Annotated in this window: 19 protein-coding genes; 11 read left to right on the top strand and 8 right to left on the bottom strand. The window is 69.6% G+C overall.

From position 1 onward, the window contains the following. Positions 1-24: 24 nt before the first annotated feature. Positions 25-489, bottom strand: coding sequence for a hypothetical protein (locus EPO51_RS25900; RefSeq protein ID WP_293356773.1), 465 nt, complete (start codon positions 487-489; stop codon positions 25-27). A gap of 122 nt (positions 490-611) precedes the next feature. Between EPO51_RS25900 and EPO51_RS25895 the strand changes: the two genes are divergently transcribed. The 5 genes from EPO51_RS25895 to fixJ all read left to right on the top strand — a co-directional run bounded on the left by EPO51_RS25895 (position 612) and on the right by fixJ (position 5672). Beyond that, positions 612-1859: a cytochrome P450 gene (locus EPO51_RS25895; protein WP_293356771.1), complete on the top strand. Its 1248-nt coding sequence runs from the start codon at positions 612-614 to the stop codon at positions 1857-1859. A gap of 137 nt (positions 1860-1996) precedes the next feature. Further along, positions 1997-2635, top strand: coding sequence for a glutathione S-transferase family protein (locus EPO51_RS25890; protein ID WP_293356769.1), 639 nt, complete (start codon positions 1997-1999; stop codon positions 2633-2635). Between the two features lie 104 nt (positions 2636-2739). Next, the gene (locus tag EPO51_RS25885) at positions 2740-3849 is read left to right on the top strand and encodes an S-(hydroxymethyl)glutathione dehydrogenase/class III alcohol dehydrogenase (protein WP_293356767.1); all 1110 of its coding nucleotides are present in this window, start codon (positions 2740-2742) and stop codon (positions 3847-3849) included. Positions 3850-3960: 111 nt separating this feature from the next. Then, complete coding sequence (locus tag EPO51_RS25880; RefSeq protein WP_293356765.1) at positions 3961-5061, top strand: sensor histidine kinase; 1101 nt, start codon at positions 3961-3963, stop codon at positions 5059-5061. After that, positions 5058-5672 carry a response regulator FixJ gene (gene fixJ, locus EPO51_RS25875; protein WP_293356763.1) on the top strand — a complete coding sequence of 205 codons (615 nt, stop codon included), beginning with the start codon at positions 5058-5060 and terminating at the stop codon, positions 5670-5672. The genes EPO51_RS25880 and fixJ overlap by 4 nt, the downstream gene beginning before the upstream one ends. On the opposite strand, the gene EPO51_RS25870 is transcribed toward fixJ, so the two are convergent. Further along, a complete protein-coding gene (locus EPO51_RS25870; protein ID WP_293356761.1) occupies positions 5669-6049 on the bottom strand; it encodes a response regulator transcription factor in 381 nt (126 codons plus the stop codon). The genes fixJ and EPO51_RS25870 overlap by 4 nt on opposite strands. Before the next feature lie 134 nt (positions 6050-6183). Further along, a complete protein-coding gene (locus tag EPO51_RS25865) occupies positions 6184-7758 on the bottom strand; it encodes a GMC family oxidoreductase (RefSeq protein ID WP_293356759.1) in 1575 nt (524 codons plus the stop codon). Positions 7759-7968: 210 nt separating this feature from the next. On the opposite strand from EPO51_RS25865, the gene EPO51_RS25860 reads away from it, so the two are divergent. Continuing rightward, positions 7969-8757 (top strand): helix-turn-helix domain-containing protein, encoded by a 789-nt coding sequence (locus tag EPO51_RS25860; RefSeq protein WP_293356757.1) that lies wholly within the window; start codon positions 7969-7971, stop codon positions 8755-8757. 116 nt (positions 8758-8873) lie between these two features. On the opposite strand, the gene EPO51_RS25855 is transcribed toward EPO51_RS25860, so the two are convergent. Beyond that, positions 8874-9440: an outer membrane protein gene (locus EPO51_RS25855; protein WP_293356755.1), complete on the bottom strand. Its 567-nt coding sequence runs from the start codon at positions 9438-9440 to the stop codon at positions 8874-8876. A 238-nt stretch (positions 9441-9678) separates the two neighbouring features. Here EPO51_RS25855 and EPO51_RS25850 point away from each other — a divergent pair, with 238 nt between their 5' ends. The 3 genes from EPO51_RS25850 to EPO51_RS25840 all read left to right on the top strand — a co-directional run bounded on the left by EPO51_RS25850 (position 9679) and on the right by EPO51_RS25840 (position 13716). Beyond that, positions 9679-10227: an RNA polymerase sigma factor gene (locus EPO51_RS25850; RefSeq protein WP_293356753.1), complete on the top strand. Its 549-nt coding sequence runs from the start codon at positions 9679-9681 to the stop codon at positions 10225-10227. Between the two features lie 130 nt (positions 10228-10357). Beyond that, a complete protein-coding gene (locus tag EPO51_RS25845; protein ID WP_293356751.1) occupies positions 10358-11302 on the top strand; it encodes a FecR family protein in 945 nt (314 codons plus the stop codon). A 68-nt stretch (positions 11303-11370) separates the two neighbouring features. Next, positions 11371-13716: a TonB-dependent receptor gene (locus EPO51_RS25840; RefSeq protein WP_293357021.1), complete on the top strand. Its 2346-nt coding sequence runs from the start codon at positions 11371-11373 to the stop codon at positions 13714-13716. Positions 13717-14138: 422 nt separating this feature from the next. Here EPO51_RS25840 and EPO51_RS25835 read toward each other — a convergent pair whose 3' ends face one another. After that, positions 14139-14780 carry an alpha/beta hydrolase gene (locus EPO51_RS25835; protein ID WP_293356749.1) on the bottom strand — a complete coding sequence of 214 codons (642 nt, stop codon included), beginning with the start codon at positions 14778-14780 and terminating at the stop codon, positions 14139-14141. A gap of 201 nt (positions 14781-14981) precedes the next feature. Here EPO51_RS25835 and EPO51_RS25830 point away from each other — a divergent pair, with 201 nt between their 5' ends. Continuing rightward, positions 14982-15542 (top strand): tetratricopeptide repeat protein, encoded by a 561-nt coding sequence (locus EPO51_RS25830; RefSeq protein ID WP_293356747.1) that lies wholly within the window; start codon positions 14982-14984, stop codon positions 15540-15542. A 193-nt stretch (positions 15543-15735) separates the two neighbouring features. Here the strand turns inward: EPO51_RS25830 and EPO51_RS25825 are convergent, their stop codons facing one another. Next, positions 15736-16677, bottom strand: a complete 942-nt coding sequence (locus tag EPO51_RS25825) for a DUF808 domain-containing protein (protein WP_293356745.1) — start codon at positions 16675-16677, stop codon at positions 15736-15738. 126 nt (positions 16678-16803) lie between these two features. Here EPO51_RS25825 and EPO51_RS25820 point away from each other — a divergent pair, with 126 nt between their 5' ends. Beyond that, positions 16804-18615 carry a DUF885 domain-containing protein gene (locus tag EPO51_RS25820; protein ID WP_293356743.1) on the top strand — a complete coding sequence of 604 codons (1812 nt, stop codon included), beginning with the start codon at positions 16804-16806 and terminating at the stop codon, positions 18613-18615. 112 nt (positions 18616-18727) lie between these two features. Here EPO51_RS25820 and EPO51_RS25815 read toward each other — a convergent pair whose 3' ends face one another. Together EPO51_RS25815 and rpoH are read right to left on the bottom strand one after the other, a co-directional pair. Continuing rightward, positions 18728-20293: a family 43 glycosylhydrolase gene (locus tag EPO51_RS25815; RefSeq protein ID WP_293356741.1), complete on the bottom strand. Its 1566-nt coding sequence runs from the start codon at positions 20291-20293 to the stop codon at positions 18728-18730. A 321-nt stretch (positions 20294-20614) separates the two neighbouring features. After that, positions 20615-21502 carry an RNA polymerase sigma factor RpoH gene (gene rpoH / locus EPO51_RS25810; protein WP_293356739.1) on the bottom strand — a complete coding sequence of 296 codons (888 nt, stop codon included), beginning with the start codon at positions 21500-21502 and terminating at the stop codon, positions 20615-20617. Positions 21503-21508: the final 6 nt, after the last annotated feature.

Here is a 21508-nt window from a genome sequence, read left to right as displayed (position 1 = left end):
GCCCCCGCGTCAAGGCCAGCGCCGCTAGGGGGCCGCCAGGACCGAGCACTGGCGGGTTGCGAAGGCCTTCGGCGCCTGGGTCTCGCCCTCGGGCACGTGGCGCCGGAAGGTGAAGGACGCCAGCAGCGGCGTCTCCTCGTCCGAGAAAATGTCCCTGGGCTTGGCGCGCAGCTCGATCACGACGTCGATGTCGCCGGGCGGGCTGAGGGTGGAGCCGAAGCCCCAGGGCTTGTCGGGCGTCTTCGGCCGCAGGAAGAAGGTCCCGCTGCTGGGGGAATGGGCCTTCATGCCCTCGCTGCTCAGCCCCTCGCCCTTGATCTTGTAGTAGAATTCGATCTCGTCGTCGGCCTCGAGCCACAGCGCCAGCTCGTGGTAGTCGTCCTCGCCCACGGTCTCGTCCATCCAGGCGCAGACCTGCGCCGCGTGCGTCGGCGCCGCCGTCACGAAGAGCGCGAGGCTGGCCAGCCCGCCTTGCAACCACCGGATCATCGCGCGTCCCTCCCGCCCCGCAGCCTATGATGTTTGGCGTTCGGCGGCGATCGGAGTCATCCTGAACGCCGATAAGGGACCCGCGCGGCGGCAGACGCGGGCCTGCCTCGGGAGGAACGAAGATGGCGGACGGCGCGGCCAACCTGCGAAGCCTGGCGTATTCCACGCCGCTGGAAGACCTCAATCCGGGCGATCCGGACCTGTTCCTGAACGACGCCTTCTGGCCCTACTTCGAGCGGTTGCGGCGCGAGGCGCCGGTGCATTGGTGCAGGGACAGCGAGTTCGGTCCGTACTGGTCCGTCACCCGCTACCAGGACATCATGGCGGTGGACACCAACCACGCCGTCTTCTCGTCCGAGGCGGCCCTGGGCGGCATCACCATCCGCGACGCGCGGCCCGACCTGCGCCGCCCCAGTTTCATCGCCATGGACCCGCCCAGGCACGACGTGCAGCGCAAGACGGTCAGTCCGATCGTGGCGCCGCAGAACCTGGCCCTGATGGAGCCGATCATCCGCGAGCGCGCGGGACGGATCCTGGACGAGCTTCCGCGCGGCGAGACCTTCGACTGGGTCGACCGGGTCTCCATCGAGCTGACGACGCAGATGCTCGCCACCCTGTTCGACTTTCCGTTCGAGGAGCGGCGGCGGCTGACGCGCTGGTCGGACGTCGCCACCACCCTGCCGATGGCGGGCGGGCTCTGCGAGACCGAGGAGGCGCGCCAAGCCGAGTTGATGGAGTGCCTGGCCTATTTCACTCGGCTCTGGAACGAACGGGTCAACGAACCCCCGCGCGGCGACCTGGTCTCCATGCTCGCCCACGGCGAGGCCACGCGCGACATGACCCCCGACGAATACCTGGGGAACATCATCCTGCTGATCGTCGGCGGCAACGACACGACCCGCAACTCGATCAGCGGCGGCCTCTACGCGCTCAACAAGTTCCCGGACCAGTACGACAAGCTGCGCGCCAACCCCGCCCTGATCGCCAGCATGGTCCCCGAGATCATCCGCTGGCAGACCCCGCTGGCCCACATGCGCCGCACCGCGCTGGAAGACACCGAGATCGCCGGCCAGCCTATCGCCAAGGGCGACAAGGTGGTCATGTGGTACGTCAGCGGCAACCGCGACGAGACGGCCATCGAGGACCCCGAGGCCTTCATCATCGACCGCGAGCGGCCTCGCCAGCACCTGTCCTTCGGCTTCGGCATCCACCGCTGCGTCGGCAACCGCCTGGCCGAGCTCCAGCTCAAGATCGTCTGGGAGGAGATCCTGAAGCGCTTCCGGCACATCAAGGTGGTAGCCGAGCCGAGGCGGGTCAGGTCCAGCTTCGTGAAGGGGTACGAGACCTTGCCGGTGCGGATCGTAGACTAGGGCGCGCTCATAATCTCAGCCAGAATCCGCCTTTGGGGCGGGAGCCAATACCTGGATTCGCCCCTCGTCGGACGTCGCCAGGGTCCGACTAGGTCCGCGGGCTGGTTCTGCCACCAATCCAGGAAAGGCGTGTTGCGATGAGTGAACTGATCATCTGGACCTACGACTGGGTGCCTGAAGGCCCTCGTGGTTTTGTGCGCGATTTAAGGTTGAGATGGGCGTGCGAGGAAGCTGATCTCGACTACGAAGTTCGGACGATCCCATTCGATGGTCGCGAGACCAATCATCTTGAGCGCCAGCCATTTGGCCAGGTTCCGTTCCTGAACGACGGGGAGTTGGAGATATTCGAAAGCGGTGCGGGGCTGCTGCACCTGGCCCGCAAAAGCGACAAGCTGATGCCGCGCGATCCGGTCGGAGAAGCGGAAACGCTCCAGTGGACCATAGCGGCGCTCAACTCCATGGAGATGGTCACCGTCCCGTGGTGGTTCCTCAACATCTGTGGCGATGAGAACAATGGCCTTACCGGATGGATGGGCCAGCGCCTCGACCACATCGAACAGATACTGAGCGAGCGGGAATGGCTCGCGGCCGAGCGCTTCACCGTCGCAGACCTGCTGATGGCGGATGTGCTGCGGGTTCCGAAGGTCCGCGCTTTCGGCGACAGGCCGGTGACCGAGGCTTATGTCGCCCGCGCCACCGATCGCCCCTCATTCAAGAAGGCCCAAGCCGGCCAGATCGCTCTCTTCGAGGCGGCCGACGTGAAGCGAACAGGATAAGGGCCAGACGAGCGAACATCTTAGTCCGGCGCCTGCGCATTCGCCTTCACTTCCCCGCCCGGTTCGGAAATGCTGCCGGCCGCTAACGAGTCGAGGGACGAGCAATGAAGACGCGGGCCGCCGTGGCGTTCGAGGCCAAGAAGCCGCTGGAGATCGTGGAGCTGGACCTGGAGGGGCCGCGCGCCGGCGAGGTGCTGGTGGAGATCAAGGCGACAGGGATCTGCCACACCGACGCCTACACCCTGGACGGCCTGGACTCGGAGGGCCTGTTTCCCTCGATCCTGGGTCACGAGGGCGCGGGCGTGGTGGTCGAGGTGGGGCCGGGCGTGACCTCGGTGGCCGTCGGCGACCACGTGATCCCGCTCTACACGCCGGAATGCCGGCAGTGCAAAAGCTGCCTCAGCCGCAAGACCAACCTCTGCACGGCGATCCGCGCCACGCAGGGCAAGGGCCTGATGCCGGACGGCACCAGCCGGTTCTCCTACAAGGGCCAGACGGTCTTCCACTACATGGGCTGCTCGACCTTCTCGAACTACACGGTGCTGCCCGAGATCGCGGTGGCGAAGATCCGCAAGGACGCGCCGTTTGAGAGCGCCTGCTACGTGGGCTGCGGTGTCACCACCGGCGTCGGCGCGGTGGTCAACACCGCCGACGTGGAGGCCGGCGCCAACTGCGTGGTCTTCGGCCTGGGCGGCATCGGCCTCAACGTCATCCAGGGCCTGAAGATGGTGGGGGCCGGCATGATCGTCGGCGTGGACCTCAATCCCGCCCGCGAGGAATGGGGACGCCGCTTCGGGATGACCCATTTCGTCAATCCGACGACGGTCTCCGGCGATCTGGTGGCCCACCTCGTTGATCTGACGGATGGCGGGGCCGACTACACCTTCGACGCCACGGGCAACACCACCGTCATGCGCCAGGCCCTGGAGGCCTGCCACCGCGGCTGGGGCGAGAGCATCATCATCGGCGTGGCCGAGGCCGGCAAGGAGATCGCAACCCGGCCGTTCCAGCTGGTCACCGGCCGCGTCTGGAAGGGTACGGCCTTCGGCGGCGCACGCGGCCGCACCGACACGCCAAGGATCGTGGACTGGTACATGGACGGCAAGATCGAGATCGACCCCATGATCACCCACAAACTGCCGCTGGACCGCATCAACGAAGCCTTCGACCTCATGCATGCGGGGACAAGCATTCGGACCGTGGTCGTGTACTGAGACTTATCCTGCCCGCGCAGCGGGCGCCGTCCTTGCGGGTCAATCTTGGATTGTCACATCGGGCGGTGCGGGTATGGTTGAGGTCGTTGTGCGTGTGGGGGGCGCAAGCCCGTGCGAGTTCCAGCCTGGATTCCGTCCGCGGCCTGGCGGGCGCAGTTGTGGACCTTCCTGTCGGCCGTCGGGCTGGGCGGGCTGGTCGTCCTGTCGAGGCTGACGCTGCAGGAGACCCTCGGCGCCAACGCCCCGTTCCTGCTGGCCTGGCCGGGAATCATCCTGGCGGCGTTCGTGGGAGGCTTCTGGCCGGCCGTCGTCGTCACGACGCTCAGCATCGCCGTCGCGCAGTGGGTCCTCCTCGACGGCGGCGCCGGGACGCTGGGACCGGGCGCGATCGCCATCTTTGCCGCCTTCGGCCTGGTGTTCGCCTTCGCCGGCGGCATGCGCAAGCGGGGGATCCGGCGGGCGAGGGCCTATGCCGAGCGGCTGGCCGAACTCCAGGCCCAGATGGTCCAGGTGTCGCGCCTCAACGCCATGGGAGAGATGGCGGGCTCGCTGGCGCACGAGCTGAACCAGCCCCTTACCGCCATCGCCAATTACCTGAACGCCGCCGAGCAGTTGCTGGCCCGCGAGGAGGTCCCGGCGGTTCGGGTAGGCGAACTGGTGCGCAAGGCCGGCGACCAGGCCGTCCGCGCCGGCCAGATCGTGGGCCGCGTGCGCGCCAGCGTCGACCGGGGCGAGATCGCGATCGCCCAGGAGTCGGCGTCCGGAATGGTGCAGGAGGCCGTCGAGGTCGCGCTCGGCGGCCAGGGGCGCGACGGCGTCGTCGTGCGCTACGACTTCGACCGGGGCGCCGACCGGGTCATGGCCGATCGGATCCAGGTGCAGCAGGTGGTCCTGAACCTGGTGCGCAACGCCGTGGAAGCGATGGCCGGCCGTCCGCGCCGCGAGCTGCGCCTCGGCAGCCGGGCGATCGAGCCGGGCGTCCTGCAGGTCCATGTCGCCGACACCGGCCCGGGGATCTCGCCCCAGGTCGCCGACCGCCTCTTCCAGCCCTTCGTGAGCGGCAAGCCCGACGGAATGGGGGTGGGTCTGTCGATTTCGCGCAATATCATCGAGGCGCACGGGGGACGGATGTGGGCGGAAGCCAACGATGACGGCGGCGCCACCTTCCACTTCACCCTGAAGCGCAGCGGGGGAGGAGAACTGCAAGGATGAGCCTGGGGGGGAATGTCCATGTCATCGACGATGACGACGCGGTGCGGGATTCGCTGGCGACGCTGCTCGACGCGTCCGGCTTCTCGGTGATCACCTACGCCTCGGCGACAGCGTTCCTGGAAGGCCTGGACAAGGCCCCCAGCGGATGCGTCGTCACCGACGTGCAGATGCCGGTGATCACCGGCCTGGAGCTTTTGCGCCGGCTGAGCGACCGGTTGCCCCAGTTCCCGGTCATCGTGCTCACCGGCGAGGCCGACGTGCCGATGGCGGTTGAGGCGCTGAAGAACGGGGCTCTCGACCTGATCGAGAAGCCCTATTCGGCCGCGACCATCGTGGCGGCCGTGCGCCAGGCCCTGACCCAGCTCGAGGCCCACAGCAGCCGGAACAGCCAGCGCAGCGAGAACGCCGAGCGCATCGCCGCGCTTTCGGCCCGCGAACGCGAGGTGCTGGAGGGCGTGCTCAAGGGCGAGTCCAACAAGGAGATCGCCCGCGACCTGGGCATTAGCCCGCGCACGGTGGAAGCCTACCGGGCCAACCTGATGATGAAGATGGGCGCCGAGAGCTTGTCGGAACTGGTGCGCATGGCCATCGAGGCCCGTCGGGAGGACTAGGTTGGCGGTCGGTCCGCGAGGGTGGTCCGGATGGTCTCCACGAAGGCGTCGGGATCGAAGGGCTTCTCGATCAGCGCGCGCGCGCCCTGGGCCATCGCCTCCTCGGCCAGCGTCCGGCCGCTGCGCGCCGTCACCACCAGCACCGGCACGTCCAGGTGCCGCGCCTTGAACGCCCGCAGCAACTGCAGGCCGTTCATTTCCGGCATCTGCACGTCGGTGATGACGCAGCCTTCGATCCCGCCCTCGGCGTGGTCGAGGAACGCCTGCGCGGTCGCATAGGTCGCGACGTCGAAGCCCCGCGTTTCCAGCAGGATCGCCAGGGAATCGCGGACGGCGTCGTCGTCGTCGATGATATGCACGAGCAGGGGGGGCGCCATGGGCGTCGCAGTACTGGCTTTGGGCTGAGTGAACGCCGATCAGGCGAGAGCCGGATAGTGGCCAGAAACCGCGAACGCCGAAATCCCGGACAGTCACCTACGGTAAAATACGGTAGTGGGCGGCGGACGCGCCGCTAGACGTCCTCGACGATCATCCGCGCGGCCTTTTCGGCAATCATCATCGTGGGCGAATTGGTGTTGCCCGAGGTGATCGTGGGCATCACCGAGGCGTCGGCGATCCAAAGGCCCGCCACGCCGCGCACCCGCAGGCGCGCATCGACCACGGCCGTCGGGTCCGAGGCCACGCCCATCTTCGCGGTGCCGGCCGGGTGGAAGATGGTCGTGCCGAGCTTGCGGGCCGAGGCCAGGATCTCGTCGTCCGACGTGGCTGCCGCGCTGGGCGCCCGCTCCCGCGCGCCATAGCGTTGCAGCGGCGCCTGCGCCGCGATCCGCCGCACCAGCCGAAGTGAATCGACGGCCACCCGCTGGTCGTCCGCCGTGTCGAGGTAGTTGGGCTGGATCGACGGGGCCTGGCGCGAGTCGGGGCTCTTCGCGTGGACGCCGCCCCGGCTGGTCGGGCGAAGGTTGCAGACGCTGATGGTGATCGCCGGGAAGCCGTGCAGCGGGTCGCCGAACTTCTCCAGCGACAGCGGCTGGACGTGGAACTGCAGGTTCGGCGTCGCATAGTCCGGCGACGACCGGGCGAAGGCGCCCATCTGCGACGGCGCCATCGACATCGGGCCCTTGCGGAACGCGGCGTACTCCAGGGCCATCAGCGGCCGGCGCCACCAGGATTTGTACATCGCGTTCATGGTCGGGACGCCGGCGACCTCGTAGATCGGCCGGATCTGCAGGTGGTCCTGCAGGTTTTCGCCGACGCCCGGCAGGTGGCGCACGGTCTCAAGCCCCAGCGCCGACAGCCGCGCGCCGTCGCCCACGCCGGACAGCTCCAGCAGCTGCGGCGTGCCCACGGCGCCCGCGGCCAGCACCACGCCGCCGGCGGTGCGCGTCTCGAACACCTCGCCGCCCCGGCTCCAGCGCACGCCCACCGCCCGGCCGTCCTCGATCAGGATCCGCTCCACGTGGGCGGCGGTCTCTAGGCGCAGGTTGGCGCGGCGAAGCGCCGGCTTCAGGAAGCCCGCGGCCGCGCTCCACCGGCGGCCGGCCTTCTGGTTCACCTGGAAGTAGCCGCTGCCGGCGTTGTCGCCGGTGTTGAAGTCCACGACCCGGGCCACCCCGGCGATCTCGGCGGCCTCGGCGAAGGCGTCCAGGACCCGCCAGCGCATGCGCGGATGCTCCACCCGCCAGGCGCCGCCCTGGCGGTGCAGGTCGTTGGGCGGGGCGATGTGGTCTTCCTGGTCCAGGAACAGGGGCAGCACGTCGTCCCAGCCCCAGCCGGCCAGCCCCATCTGGCGCCAGCCGTCGTAGTCCGCCGCCTGGCCGCGCATGTAGATCATGGCGTTGATCGCCGAGCTGCCCCCGATCACCTTGCCGCGCGGGTAGCGCAGGCTGCGGCCGTCCAGGCCCGGGATCGGATCGGTCTCGAACATCCAGTCGGCGCGCGGATTGCCGATCGAGAACAGGTAGCCGACGGGGATATGGAACCAGATCCAGTCGTCCTTGCCGCCCGCCTCCAGCAGCAGCACCCGCCGGGCCGGGTCCGCCGACAGCCGGTCCGCCAGCACGCAGCCGGCCGATCCGGCGCCCACGACGATGATATCCGCGTCAGGGGAGGAAACGGGGCTGGCCAGGGTTCGGGTCCTCGGAACTGGCGCGATCGGCGCGCGTGGAGGCTTCTAACCGAGCCTGTGGCCGGCGCGCCACTGGCGGAGCGGCGTCGCGACCCCATCTAGGGCCTCCGGAGAGTTCTCTAAGTGTCTGCCGCCGAAGTCATTCCCTTTGCCCGGTCGGCGTCTGCGTTGCGCGACGCCCAGGGCGACAACCCCATCCTCACCGTCCGCGCCGGATCCGTCCGTGTCAGGCATCAGGCCGCCGTGTCGTTCGACCTGTCGTACGCCGGCGACCGGCCGATGCTGCTCTACGTCTTCCAGGCCCCGCGCTCGGTCGCCGAGCAAGGCTGCCGGCCGGGCGCGTTCGCGCTGCTGAAGCCAGGCGCCTCGCTGGAGATCCATCATCCGGAGCCCATGGAGGTGCTTGCCGTCGCCTATGATGGCGACCGCGACGTGATGCTGAGGGACCTGGAGGACGTTCCGCGCGGCGCCACGGATCCCGGCGTGCGCCTGCTGGCCCAGGAAATCCGCCGTGTCCTGCGCGACGAGGACGCGGCCGATCCTCGCTACGTCGAGGCCTTGGCGGAGAGCCTGCTGGTGCGCGCCGCCACCGTCGCCGCCTCGCCGCAGCTCGCCGCCGCGACGACCGCGCTGACGCCGCACAAGCTGCGCCGCCTCACCGCATTCATCGACGCCAACCTCGACCGGCCGCTGCAGGTGGCCGAACTGGCGGCCGAGGTCGGCCTGAGCCGCGCCCATTTCACCCGGGCGTTCCAGAGCGCGGTGGGCCTGTCCCCACACCGCTTCGTCCTTTCCCGCCGATTGGAAGAGGTGCGCGCGGCGCTGGAGCGGACCAGCCACGACCTCTCGACGCTGGCCGCCCGCTACGGCTTTTCCAGCCATGCGCATATGTCGTCCGCGTTCCGCGCCGCCTTCGGAGCGACCCCCTCGAGCTACCGCCGGGCGCTGGCCTCCTGAACGAAAACACGCCCGAGGCCGTGGGCCGCGGGCGTGTCCTCATGGAAGGTCCGGCGCCTCGCCCCAGGTGGGGGAGCGGGGCAAGGCGCCGGAGTGGGCCTCCAGCAGGGGGAGTGCTAGAGGCCGAGCTTGTAGCGGAAGCCGACCGTCACCGCGTTGGTGTGGTAGTCGCCGTCGAAGCGGCTCGGGCCCGCGCCTGCCTTCACGTCGGTAACGGCCAGGTAGCGATAGGCGACTTCGCCGGTCAGGCGGTCGTTGAACGGGTGGGCCACGCCCGCCTTGAACTGGTAGGCGAAGCCGGTGTCGTCGTCGCCGCGCGACTTGACCTGGGCCAGGCCCACGCCGGCCCCGACGAAGGGCTGGAACTGCCCGCCGCGGTTGAAGTCATAATAGCCGTTGACGAAGCCGCCGAGGGCCGAGGTCTTGCCGGGCGTAGCGCCCTTGTTGTCGGCCGACAGGTAGGCCAGCTCGGTTTCGGCGCGGAAGTTGTTGCCGAACTCGCGGCCGACCGCACCGCTCACGGCCCAGCCGGTGTCGCCCTTGCGGTCGGGAGTGGCGTCGAGGCGGCTTTCAAAAGACGCGCCGGCGTTCCCCTGGACGTACCAGTTGGCGTCCTGAGCGGACGCCGCGCCGGCGGCGAAGGTGGTCGCGGCGGCCACAGCCGCCAGAGTGAGAGACTTCATCTAGTTTTCTCCTTCCCCGGTTTGCCCGGGCTTCAATGAGAAGGAGTTGGGGCCGCACCCGGCCGTTCGCTTCCACCTGTGGCGCGGACTTTCAAAGCTGTGCGGAAAACCACCGCGGCGAGACGACCGGTCGCGTGAACCCAAACCCGGGTGAAAGCGCTTGGCTAATTCCCCATCTTTCGCCATGCCGCAGGGAACGAGCGCGCGCGCAGCGCGCGACAGCAGGAGGAGGGAGAGGTTGGCGCCGTCTGGGCCGTCGAAGAAACCCGCGGAAGACGGCCCGCTGATCCGCGCGTTCTTCGAGAAGCGCGAGAACCTGCTGTTGTTCCTGGCTGCCAGGACACGTTGCATGGCGACCGCCGAGGACCTGGTCCAGGACCTCTACCTCAAGCTTGCGGCCCTGAACGACGGGGCGGTCGACGTGCGGGCGCCCAGCGCCCTTCTCTATCGAATGGCTGCGAACCTGCTGGTCGATCACGTCCGGAGCACCCAGCGCTCCTCGCAGCGCAACAACCAGTGGCGGCGCGAGACCCGCTCGGCGATCGGCGGAGAGGATATCGTCGACGAACCGGCCGCCGACGAGGTGGTCGTCGCCAAGCAGCGGGTTCGCCAGCTGGCCGAGGCCGTGGCGGCGCTCCCGCCACAGATGGGCCGGGCGTTCCGGCTCCACAAGCTGGAAGGCCTCAGCCAGGCCCAGACCGCCCAGGCCATGGGGGTCTCCGTCAAGATGGTCGAGCAGCACATCCAGGCCGCCATCCGGAACCTGTCGCAAAGGTTGCGGGCATGACCGGATCGGAATTTTTCGCCCCACCTAGGGGTTCGGCTCCGCGGCGCCGTCTCATGAGCTGTCCAGCGCGGCCCGCGCGGACCGGGCAGGCGAGCCGATGACCAGCATGGCGACGGACGAGGATGGGGTGATGGCCGCCGCCAGCGCCTGGCTCGCGCGCCTCCAGCGCGACGACGTCACCGAGCGTGACGGCCTCGACTTCGAGGCGTGGCTTGCCGCCGCGCCCGCGAACCGGAGCGCCTATCAGCGGACGCTCGCCCTCTGGCATGAATTCGAAACCTGCGCCGACGGCGTGCTGGCGGAACTGGCGGTCGATGCGCGTCGCCCGGCGTCTCGGCGCGCGCCGACGCGGCGTTGGCTGGTGGCGGGCGGAGCTTCGGCCATGGCGGCGGGGCTCGCGGTCGCGGTCCTGCCTTCGCTTCTCGCCCCGCCCGAGCCGGCGACCTACGCCACGGGCAAGGGGCAGCATCGGAAGGTGACGCTGCCGGACGGGTCCGTCGTCGACCTCAACGCCGAGACGCGGCTGAGCGTGAGCTTCAGCCGGTCGGCGCGCCGGGTCGAGCTGGCCGACGGCCAAGCCATTTTCGACGTCACGCACGATGAGCGCCGCCCGTTCACCGTCGAGGCGTCCGGCCGAATCGTTCGCGTCGTCGGCACCCAGTTCGACGTCCGCAGCCGGCAGGGGGATCTCCGGGTCACCGTCGCCCATGGCAAGGTCCAGGTGCGGCCCTCCGCCACAGCCGCCTCCGGCCGGACTTTCCTTCTGACCCCGGGCCAGCGGCTGGAGATCGGCCGCACGGGCGTCGAGACGTTGCAGACCGTCGACCCGCAGGAAGCGCTCGACTGGCGGACCGGCCGCCTGGTCTATCGCGCCGAGCCGCTCGCCAACGTCGTCGCCGACCTGAACCGCCAGTTCGTCGAACAGATCGAGATCTCCGACCCCGCCTTGGGCGAGATGCCGATCACCGGCGTGATCGTTCTCGACGATCAGGCCGCAGTCATGGCGCGCCTGAGCTTGATGCTGCCTATAAGATCGGTACCTTCGCAGCGGGGGCTGCTGCTTCTCCGGAAGTAAGGTCGAAGTCTAAGGCGGAGCTGACTATCCTCGGACGTTGGGAACTGGCGATCGCTCTCACATCCGTGATGGCGGCGATCGGGATTGGCGACTCCGCCGAGGCTGCGTCCGCACGGATCCGGTTCCAGGTCGAGCCCCAGCCCTATCCCGAGGCCCTGCTCGACCTTGCCCAGCAGGCCAATGTCACCCTGATCGGCGCGGCGGCCTGCAGCGGATATGCGCACAAGGGGTTCAAGGGGACCGCGGCGCTGGAGCAGGCGTTGGGTCAGCTGCTCGCCGACGCGCCTTGCACGTGGCGGGTGATCGCGCCGGGCGCGGTCGAGGTGTCGCCACGGGCGCGCGTCGAGACGCCGCGGCCTCCGCCGCCGGTGACCGTCTCGGAGCTGCTGGTCACCGCCACGAAGCGGGTGCGCAATCCGCGGGAGCTGGCGGTCGCGGTCACGTCGATCCCGCGGGGCAGCATCGAGGCCACCGGGGCGACGGACGGGGGCGAGGCCGCGGGCCAGTTCGCCGGCGTCCTGGCCACGAACCTGGGGCCCGGCCGCAACAAGCTGCTGCTGCGGGGACTGTCGGACGGCGCCTATTCCGGCCGGACCCGCTCGACGGTCGCCACCTACCTCGACGACATCCCGGTCAACTACAACGCGCCGGACCCCGACCTGAGGCTCGTCGACGTGGAGCGGGTGGAAGTCGCGCGCGGGCCCCAGGGGGCGCTCTTCGGCGCGGGTTCGCTCAGCGGCGTCTATCGTATCGTCACGCGCAAGCCGGACCTGGAGCAGTTCTCGGCCGAGATCCGCGCTTCGGGCGCGATCACCAAGGGCGGCGCCCCCAGCGGCGCGGTCGAGGGCCATGTGAACGTCCCGCTGCTGCCCTACGAACTGGGCTTGCGACTGTCGGGCTACGAAGAGGTCCAGGGCGGCTACCTCGACGACATCGTCCAGGACCGCAGCAACGTCGACCGGACGGAGCGGCGCGGCGGGCGGCTGATCCTCACCTACGAACCCAGCGAGGCCTGGTCGGTCAACCTGACGCTGGCGGGCCAGCACCTGCGGTCCGACGACACCCACTACACGGCGCCCGGCCTCGGCCTGAAGCGGGCGGTCCGCATCGCCGAGCCGCATGTGAACGACATCGAGCTGGCCACGGCCACGATCCGGCGGTCCTGGGGATGGGGCGAGCTCACCTCGTCCACCGGCTATGTCCGGCACCGCTACGGCAGCGTCTACGACTCGACCGACGAGGTTTACCGCTACACCGCCTTCGCCGAGCGGGCGGCCTACGCCGAGCGCACCCGCACGAACCTGATCGTCCAGGATCTGTTCCTGACCTCGCGGGGCGCCGGGCCCATCGAATGGCTGGCCGGCCTCTACGGGTCATACACGACGGTGAAGTCGCCGACCGAGTTCCTGGCGCAGGTGCCGTTCGCCGCGCCCCTCGTCCACGTCTATGGCGACGACCGGCGGGACTATGTGCGCGAGGCCGCCGCCTACGGCGAGGCGTCGTACGAGTTCGCGCCCGGCTGGACCGTGGCCGCGGGCGGCCGGGTCTTCACGATCCATACCCGGACGAAGTCCGACGTCGTCTCGGAGAATTTCAAGCCCCGCAGCCTGGACCGCACCACCCGCTTCACCGGCTTCTCGCCCAAGCTGTCCGTGCAGTGGGAGTTCGCCCCGGGCGACCTGCTCTATGCCGTGGTCTCGGAAGGCTATCGCTCCGGGGGCGTCAACACCGGCGGCGCCATAGAGTTGTCCGCGATCCGCCAGACCTTTTCGCCGGATCGCCTGGTCAATTACGAGCTCGGCCTGAAGATGGCGCGGCTGTCGAACCGGCTGTCGCTGAATTCGGCGCTATTCTACGACGTCTGGGACGACATCCAGACCGACCAGTTCCGCCCGTCCGGCATCGCCTACACCACCAACGCCGGCGACGCCCGGGTGCTGGGGCTCGAGACCGAGCTGGCGTTCCGCGCGGGGAACGGGCTGTCGGCCCAGTTGAACGGGCGCCTGTCCCAGACGAGGACCTCGGGCGTGAATCCGGACTTCAGGCCCAACCTGGTGGACGGCCTGCCGGGCGCGCCGGCGATCTCGGGCGGCGGGGTGCTCAGCTACGAGCGCGAGATCTTCCAGGACTGGACGCTGCGGCTGGTCGGCCAGGCGACCTACGTCGGCAAGTCCCGGGTCACCTTCGACGCCGCCCAGCCCAAGATGGGCGGATACGCACGCACCAAGCTCTCCGCGGAGCTGGTCGGGACCGCGGGGGGCTTGCCCGTCGGACTGCAGGTCTATGTGTTGAACCCGCTGGACTCTTTCAGCGACACCTTCGCGTTCGGGAATCCGTTCAGTCGGAGCAAGGGACGTCAGATCACGCCGCAGCGACCGGTGACGGTCGGGATGACGCTGTCCGCCGCATTATAATTTTCCGCCCGACCTAGGGATGGCGCCGACCCGTGACGTCTCCCCCGCGACCCTCAGGTTTCTGGAGAAGCCCGGGTCGGAAAATCGCGCCCTTGACCCGGCGCAGGTCAGAAGCAGCGCGCGTTCCGAGCCCACGGTCGCGCTGCGGACGGCTGAGCGCGGCCCCGGCGAAGGAGAGCGTCCGGGGTCGCGCCTCTCCGTGTTTTCGCAGGTGCGAAAACGCGATTTGGCCGAAATCCCTGAAGATGTTAACCTGCTGGGGTCGATCGCGGCCGGCTCGGGCTGCGCGAGGCGCGCGGCGGTTCTCCAGTTCCCGTCGCGAGCACGAGACAACGCCCCGGCCTGAGGACGTCACACCTCGGTCGGGGCTTCTTGTTTCCGCCTCAGGCCCTCACGAATTCCAGCATCAGGTTGTTCGCGGCCTAAGCGAGGACCCGGCTGAGGAACGCCCCGCCGAGTCGAAGGCCCGGCTCGTCGATGCTGTGCCCAAGACCCGGCGAGACATGCGCGGCGACCTCGAAGCCCAGCGGTTCCAGGGCCGCCCTGGCTTGGCCCAGCGCGGCGACCGGCACGGTGGGATCGGCGTCCCCGTGGACCAGCAGCACCGGCGGCCTGGAGCGCAGTTCGGTGGCCAGGGCCTGCGGGTCCGCCAGCATCCCGGAATAGCCGACGATGCCCGCAAGCCGCTCGCGCCGGGGGCCGACGTGCAGCGCCACCATGGTCCCCTGGCTGAAGCCGACCAGGGCGAGCCGGTCCTCGGCCAGGCCATGGGCCGCGAGCTGGGCGTCGATATAGGCGTTCAGCGCGGCCGCCGGTTCGCGGACGCCCGCCGCCCGGGCCTCCGGGCTGAAGCTGGTCAGCGGCCACCATTGCCGCCCGCCAGGTACGCCGGGGCAGGGCTGTGGGGCGTCGGGCGACAGGAAGATCGTCTCGGGCAGGGCGTCGCGCCAATAGGGGACCAGGCCGATCAGGTCGTCGCCGTTCGAACCATAGCCGTGCAGCAGGATCACCATCGACCGCGGCGCGCGGCCCGAGGCGGGCGGCGCGTGGGGGCCGTGGAGCATTGGGGTTTCCATCCCGCCGGAGGTGGCCGCGGGGGCGCGCGCGGTCAAGCCGCGATCTGCGTTGTCTCCGGCGGGCGGGATGACCTCAGGCTCGCGCCGCTTGCAGCGGGCCAATTGACAAGCATGACGGGTTGCGCGGCTAATGCGGTCAAGTTGCCGGGTGATCGAACGACCACCAAGAGCGGCTGGCGGAGGAACCCCATGAGCAGGATTCGCCTCTTTCTCGCGGCCGCGACGATCACCGGCCTCGCGGCCACAGGCGCCCATGGCCAGGCCGTGACGGTTCTCGGCGGGGGCATGGCGCGGCTCTGCTCGTACGCCGCCCTGGCCGGTGATTTCGACGTCTCGGCCGAGGGCAACTGCACCTCGGCCCTGACCACCGAAGTCCTGAGCCCGCTCGACCGGGCCGGCACGTTCGTGAACCGCGGGGTCATGAAGTTGCGGCGCAAGGACTTCGCAGGCGCCAGGGCCGACTTCGACAGCGCGCTGCAGGCGAAGCCGGACATGGGCGAGGCCTTCCTGAACCGGGGCGCGGCGGCCCTGGGCGCCCGCCGCTTCGCCGACAGCCTTTCCGATCTCAGCCGCGCCATCGAGCTTGGCGTCCAGGAGCCCGAGAAGGCCTTCTACAACCGCGCCTTGGCCTACGAGAAGCTGGGCCAGCGGCAGGCGGCGTTCCTGGACTACACCAAGGCCATCGAGCTCAAGCCCGAGTGGGAGCAGCCCCGCACCGAACTCGCCCGACTGACCCAGCATACGCCCTAGCGAGGCGCCAGTGTGCGGCCGGTGGAGCCTGTGGCCGCCCATGAACTCAAGGCGCGAGGTGCGCGGACGATGAGCTTCGCCCTCCGGCGGGTCACCGAAGGTCCGGTTCGTGCGCTGATCCAACGCCCGGGATCGACCCGTCCGAGACCTTCAGCGAGTCCGCCTTCGGCCTCCGGTCGCCAAAGGGGCGTCGCTAGGCCGCCGCCTTCTTCCGCTTCGGTACCAGGTGCAGGATCCCCACGATCACGCCGCCCAGGATCAGGCCCACGACCGCCGAGCCCACCGCGAAGGCGAGCCAGCCGGTCACAGGGCCAACCCCCGGGAAGGCGCCGGCCCAATGGGAGAAGCCTTCGACGAGGCCGGGAACGACGGGCACGTGGTAGTGCTCCATGCCGTGGACGATGATGCCGCCGCCGACCCATAGCATGGCGGCCGTGCCGACCTTGGTGAGCAGGTCCAGGATGACCGGCATGGCCTTGACCAGGCCGCGGCCCAGGGCCTGGGCGCCGGGGTTGCGGCGCTGGGACAGGTGCAGGCCGATGTCGTCCATCTTCACGATCAGGGCGACGACGCCGTAGACGCCGGCGGTGATGCCCAGGCTGACGACCGCGAGGGCCGCGGCCTGTAGCGCCAGGGGCTGGTTGGTGACGTCGTTGAGGGCGATGGCCATGATCTCGGCCGAGAGGATCATGTCGGTGCGGATGGCTCCGCCGACCTTCTGCTTCTCCAGCTCCTCGGAGCTGAGCGCCAGCTCGTCGATCTCGTCGGCGGTGTCGTGGTGGGCGAGCGCCTCGATGATCTTCTCGGCGGCCTCGTAGCAGAGGAAGCAGGCCCCCAGCATCAGCAGCGGCGTCACCGCCCAGGGGGCGAAGGCGCTGAGCAGCAGGGCGCCCGGCAGCAGGAACAGGAACTTGTTGCGCAGCGACCCCAGCGCGATCTTGAAGACGATCGGCAGTTCGCGGTCCGGCGTGAAGCCCACCGCGTAGCCGGGCGTCACCGCCGCGTCGTCGATCACCACGCCGGCCGCCTTCACCCCCGCCTTGCTGGCCGCCGCGCCGACGTCGTCCAGCGAGGTCGCTGCGATCTTGGCGATGGCCGCGACATCGTCCAGCAGCGCGACTAGGCCGGAAGCCATGGGCAGGGGTCCTTCGGTGACGGGTCCGGGATGGGTAGGGGCTGGCGCGGGCCGCGTAAAGCGCGAGGCGCTGTGCAGCGGCCACGAAGTTGGCTAGGCCTCGTGACCGCAACCTGGAGTGAACGCATGCGTCTGTCCCGTCGTGACTTTGGCCTGGGCCTGGCCGGCGCCGCCGTGGCCTCGAGCGCCCTTGGGGCCACCCTCGACGCCGGCCTCACCGCCTATCTCGACGCCCAGTTCGAGGAAGAGCTGAAGATGAACCCCGAGCGGCTGACCCGTCTGGGCCGCAAGGAGCTCTACGACCAGCTCGCCGACCGCAGCGAGGCCGCCGCCACCCGCGCCATCGAATGGCGCCGCCGGAGCGTGGCGGGGATGAAGGCGAAGTTCGATCCCGCCGGGCTGGGCGAGGACGCCCGCACCTCCTACGACATGTGGGCGCTGGAGCTGGAGCGGGCCGAGGCCGCCTACAAATGGCGCGGCCACGAATATGTCTTCGCCCGCGGCGGCCCGCACACCGGCCTGCCCAACTTCCTGATCAACCAGCACCGCGTCGATACGCCCGAGGACATGGAAGCCTACATCGCCCGGGTCGCCGCCATCGGCCCGGCCCTGGACCAGACGCTGGAGCGCGCCAAGGCCTCGGCCGCCGCCGGGGTGCGCATGCCGCGCTTCGCCTATGACCAGTCGCTGGAGGAGGTGCGGCGCATCACCACCGGCGCGCCGTTCGACGGAGGCGACAAGGACTCGGCCCTGTTCGCCGACGCCACGGCCAAGCTCCGCAAGCTGCGCGGCGCGGAGGCGATCGACCAGGCCGAGGAGGGCCGGATGCTGGGCGCCGTCTCGGCCGCCATGACCGGCCAGATGAAGCCGGCCTACGACCGGCTGACGGCCTGGCTGACCGCCGACCGCGCCAACGTCGCGGCCGATCCGAAGGGGGGCGGGTCGCTGCCGGACGGGCAAGCCTATTACGCGGCCATGCTGCGCGACGAGACAACCACCGACATGACCGCCGACCAGATCCACGAGCTGGGCCTGAGCGAGGTGAAGCGGATCCGCGGCGAGATGGAGACGCTCAAGGCCAAGATCGGCTTCGCCGGCTCGCTGGAAGAGTTCTTCGTCTTCATGCGCACCGACAAGCGGTTCTTCCTGCCCAACGACGATGCGGGCCGAGCGGAGTACCTGAAGCTGGCCGAGGGCTACCTGGCCGGCATGAAGGCCAGGCTGCCCACCGTGTTCGGCCGCCTGCCGAAATCGGACCTGGTCGTGAAGCGGGTGGAGAGCTTCCGCGAGGAGCCGGGCGGCGCGGCGCACTATTCTTCCGGCGCCCCTGACGGCTCCCGGCCGGGCGTCTTCTACGTCCACCTGGCCGACACGGCGGCGACGCCGACCTTCGAGCTGGAGGGCACCGCCTACCACGAGGGCTGGCCGGGGCATCACATGCAGATCTCGCTGGCCCAGGAGATGACCGGCCTGCCGAAGTTCCGCGGCCAGTACAACTATGGGGCCTATGTCGAGGGCTGGGGGCTCTATTCCGAGCTGCTGGCCAAGGAGATGGGCTTCTACGTCGACCCCTACAGCGACTTCGGCCGGCTGGGCCGGGAGATCTGGCGCGGCATCCGGCTGGTGGTCGACTCCGGCATCCACGCCAAGGGCTGGAGCGAGGCCCAGGCGCTGGACTACTACCGCGCCAACTCCCCGCAGCCCGAGGGCAAGATCCGCTCCGAGATCCGCCGCTACTTCGTCACCCCCGGCCAGGCCACGTCCTACAAGGTCGGCATGGTCAAGATCCTGGCGCTCAGGGCCCAGGCGAAGACGGCGCTGGGGCCGCGCTTCGACATCCGCGCCTTCAACGACCTGGTCGTGGGGGCCGGGGCCCTGCCGCTGCCCGTGCTGGAGACCCGCGTGACCCGCTGGATCGCGGCGCGGCGGAAGGCCTGAGGGCGGTCGAGGCGCACTCTGCGGTCCGCTATCGGCTCGGCGCGCGCCGCAGGCGCCGCGGTGAAGCTGTCGGCGCTGGCGGGCCATCTCGCGGCGGCTGCCAGCATCTCCGTCAGGGCAGGGCGCGGTAGGTGAGGTTGCGGAAGCGGGCGTCGCCGCGCCCGGCCGCGAACAGGCCGGGGCGGAGCGCCATGAAGCCGCCGCGGACGTTGTGGTGATAGCCGGAGACTTCCATCTGCCGGTCGAACTTGGTCCAGGTCCGGCCGTCGGGGCTGGTGTGGAAGGTGACGATGTGCCGGTCGTTGCGCAGGCGGACGCGCATCTTCCGCCCGTTCGGATTGGCGGGCCGGCCGCGCTCCATGCCGTACTGGTGGGTGACGAAGCGCTCGCCGTCGAACGAGAGCCCGCAGTAGAGCTGCTTGTCGTAGAACAGCAGGATCCCGGCCGAGCCGTCGGCGGGCGCCTCGATGTCCACCTCGATCTCATAGGCCTGGTCGCCGGCGATGAAGGTCAGGGGCGGGGAGTCCTTCGGCGCGGTTCCACGTGCGGCGAGCACCAAGCCGCTGTCGTAGCGGAGGCGGTCGGCCTCGCCGGCGGCCGGGTCGGCGAAGGCCCATTGCACGCCCATCTTCGACGCCGAGAAGTCGTCGGAGAGCGCCAGGCCGTGGGGGCCGGCCTGGCCGCCGCGCGGCTTGCGCAGGGGCCGCGAGAGGTCGCCGCCCGTGGCCTTGAACCAGCCGTCGGCCGTCCAGGCGATCGGGTCCAGCAGGCACTGCCGGCCCAGGGTCCAGAAGCCGTTCTCGTAGCCGTGGTACATCATCCACCAGTCGCCAGCCGGGCCCTCGACCAGGGTGGCGTGGCCGCGCGACCACCACTTCTCGTCGCGCGAGGTGGTCCGGACGACGGGGTTGGCGGGGCAGTGCTCCCAGGGCCCGTGGATCGAGCGGGAGCGGGCAACAATGACCATGTGGCCGGTGGGCGGCCCCGCCGTGCCGCCGACGGCGGTGATCAGGTAGAACCAGTCGCCGCGGCGGGTGATCTTCGGGCCCTCGGGCGCGAAGCCCTCCACGTCCCACTCTACCGGATAGCGCCAGGGATCGTAGACGTGCTCCACCGGCCCGTCGGTGGCCATGCCGTCGTCGGTGAGCCGCACGCGGTCGCCGCCCGACAGGAACAGGTAGCGCTTGCCGTCCTCGCCCACCGCATGGCCTGGGTCGATGTGGTCGGGCAGCTTCAGGTCGACGGGCTCGCTCCACGGCCCGCGGATGTCGTCGGCCCAGATCACATAGGTCGACCGGCGGTCCGGGAAGCGGGCGGGGATGTAGATGTAGTAGCGGCCGGCGTGCTTGATCAGCTCGCAGGCCCAGACCGAGCCGATCGGCGTCTTGAGCGCGGCGGTGATCGGCGCCCAGTTCACCAGGTCGCGCGAGTGCCAGATCACCACGCCGGGATAGGCCTCGAACGACGAGAAGGTCATGTAGTAGTCCGCCCCGTCCTTCAGGATGGTCGGGTCGGGATGGTCGCCGGCCAGGATGGGATTCAGGAACGTCCCGTCACCGCGGTCCGCCTTGCGCTGGCCCTCGAGGCCGGGCTTCCAGGACAAGGAAGCGGCGACCGCGGGTGTCGCCGCGGCCGCCGAAAGTGCGCCGATCGTCCATCGGCGGGTGGGGACTCGCATGTTCGGAACTCTCGGAGTTGGAGCGGCGATCCGGCCGGGCGGTCGATGAGGGCGCCGACAGCCGGGGATCGACGGTCAGCGGCCCAACATTCATTTCGTCCTCCCGGTTGCGGGCTCTTATGGGCCCGCTTCGCCCCTGAGGAGCGTTTGCTAGCGCTACCATTTTCCGCAATGACACCGGTGTCAAGAGGCGGCGCCCTCGTGGCGCGGCCGGACCATGGAGCCCTCGTCACGTGGAACCGAGCGCCCGAGGGGGTCGAACGAAAAAGGCGGCCGGGTCGCCCCGGCCGCCTCGTTGGTTTCAGTCCGGTCCGGCGCGGATCAGGCGTCGACCAGGTTCCGTTCCATCGCCGCGGCCCGCATGGACTTCTGCAGCTTCTCGAAGGCGCGGACCTCGATCTGGCGGACCCGCTCGCGGCTGACGCCGTATTCCGAGGCGAGCTCTTCCAGGGTGGTTGGTTCATCCTTCAGCCGGCGCTGGGTCAGGATGTGGCGCTCGCGGTCGGTGAGCTCGGTCATCGCCGCCTCGAGCAGGCTCATGCGCAGGTTCATCTCCTGGCTGTCGGCCACGACCGTTTCCTGGGAGGGCGTGTCGTTGTCGACCAGCCAGTCCTGCCACTCGCTCTCCGAGTCGGCGCGCATCGGCGAGTTCAGCGAGGCGTCGCCGCCGCTGAGGCGCCGGTTCATCGACACCACTTCCTCGTCCAGCACGCCCAGCTTGGTGGCGATCTGGCTGACCTGGTCCGGACGCAGGTCGCCTTCCTGCAGCGCGGCGATCTCGGACTTGGCCTTGCGCAGGTTGAAGAACAGCTTCTTCTGCGCGGCGGTCGTGCCCATCTTCACCAGCGACCAGGACCGCAGGATGTATTCCTGGATCGAGGCCCGGATCCACCACATGGCGTACGTCGCCAGGCGGAAGCCCTTGTCCGGGTCGAACTTCTTGACGGCCTGCATCAGGCCGACATTGCCCTCGGAGATCACTTCCCCGATCGGCAGGCCATAGCCCCGGTAGCCCATGGCGATCTTCGCCACGAGGCGCAGGTGGCTGGTCACCATCTGGTGGGCGGCCTCACTGTCGCCGTGCTCCTGCCAGCGCTTGGCCAGCATGAATTCGGTGTCCTTGGGCAGCATCGGAAACTTGCGGATTTCCGACAGGTAACGGCTGAGGCCGCCTTCCGGCGACATCACGGCGATCGCGTTCGCGGCCATGGTCTA

It is taken from the genome of Phenylobacterium sp., from assembly GCF_004297125.1.
GTDB lineage: Bacteria > Pseudomonadota > Alphaproteobacteria > Caulobacterales > Caulobacteraceae > Phenylobacterium.
Note: the sequence above shows the minus strand (reverse complement) of the source record. Positions and strands in the feature narration are given on the sequence as shown.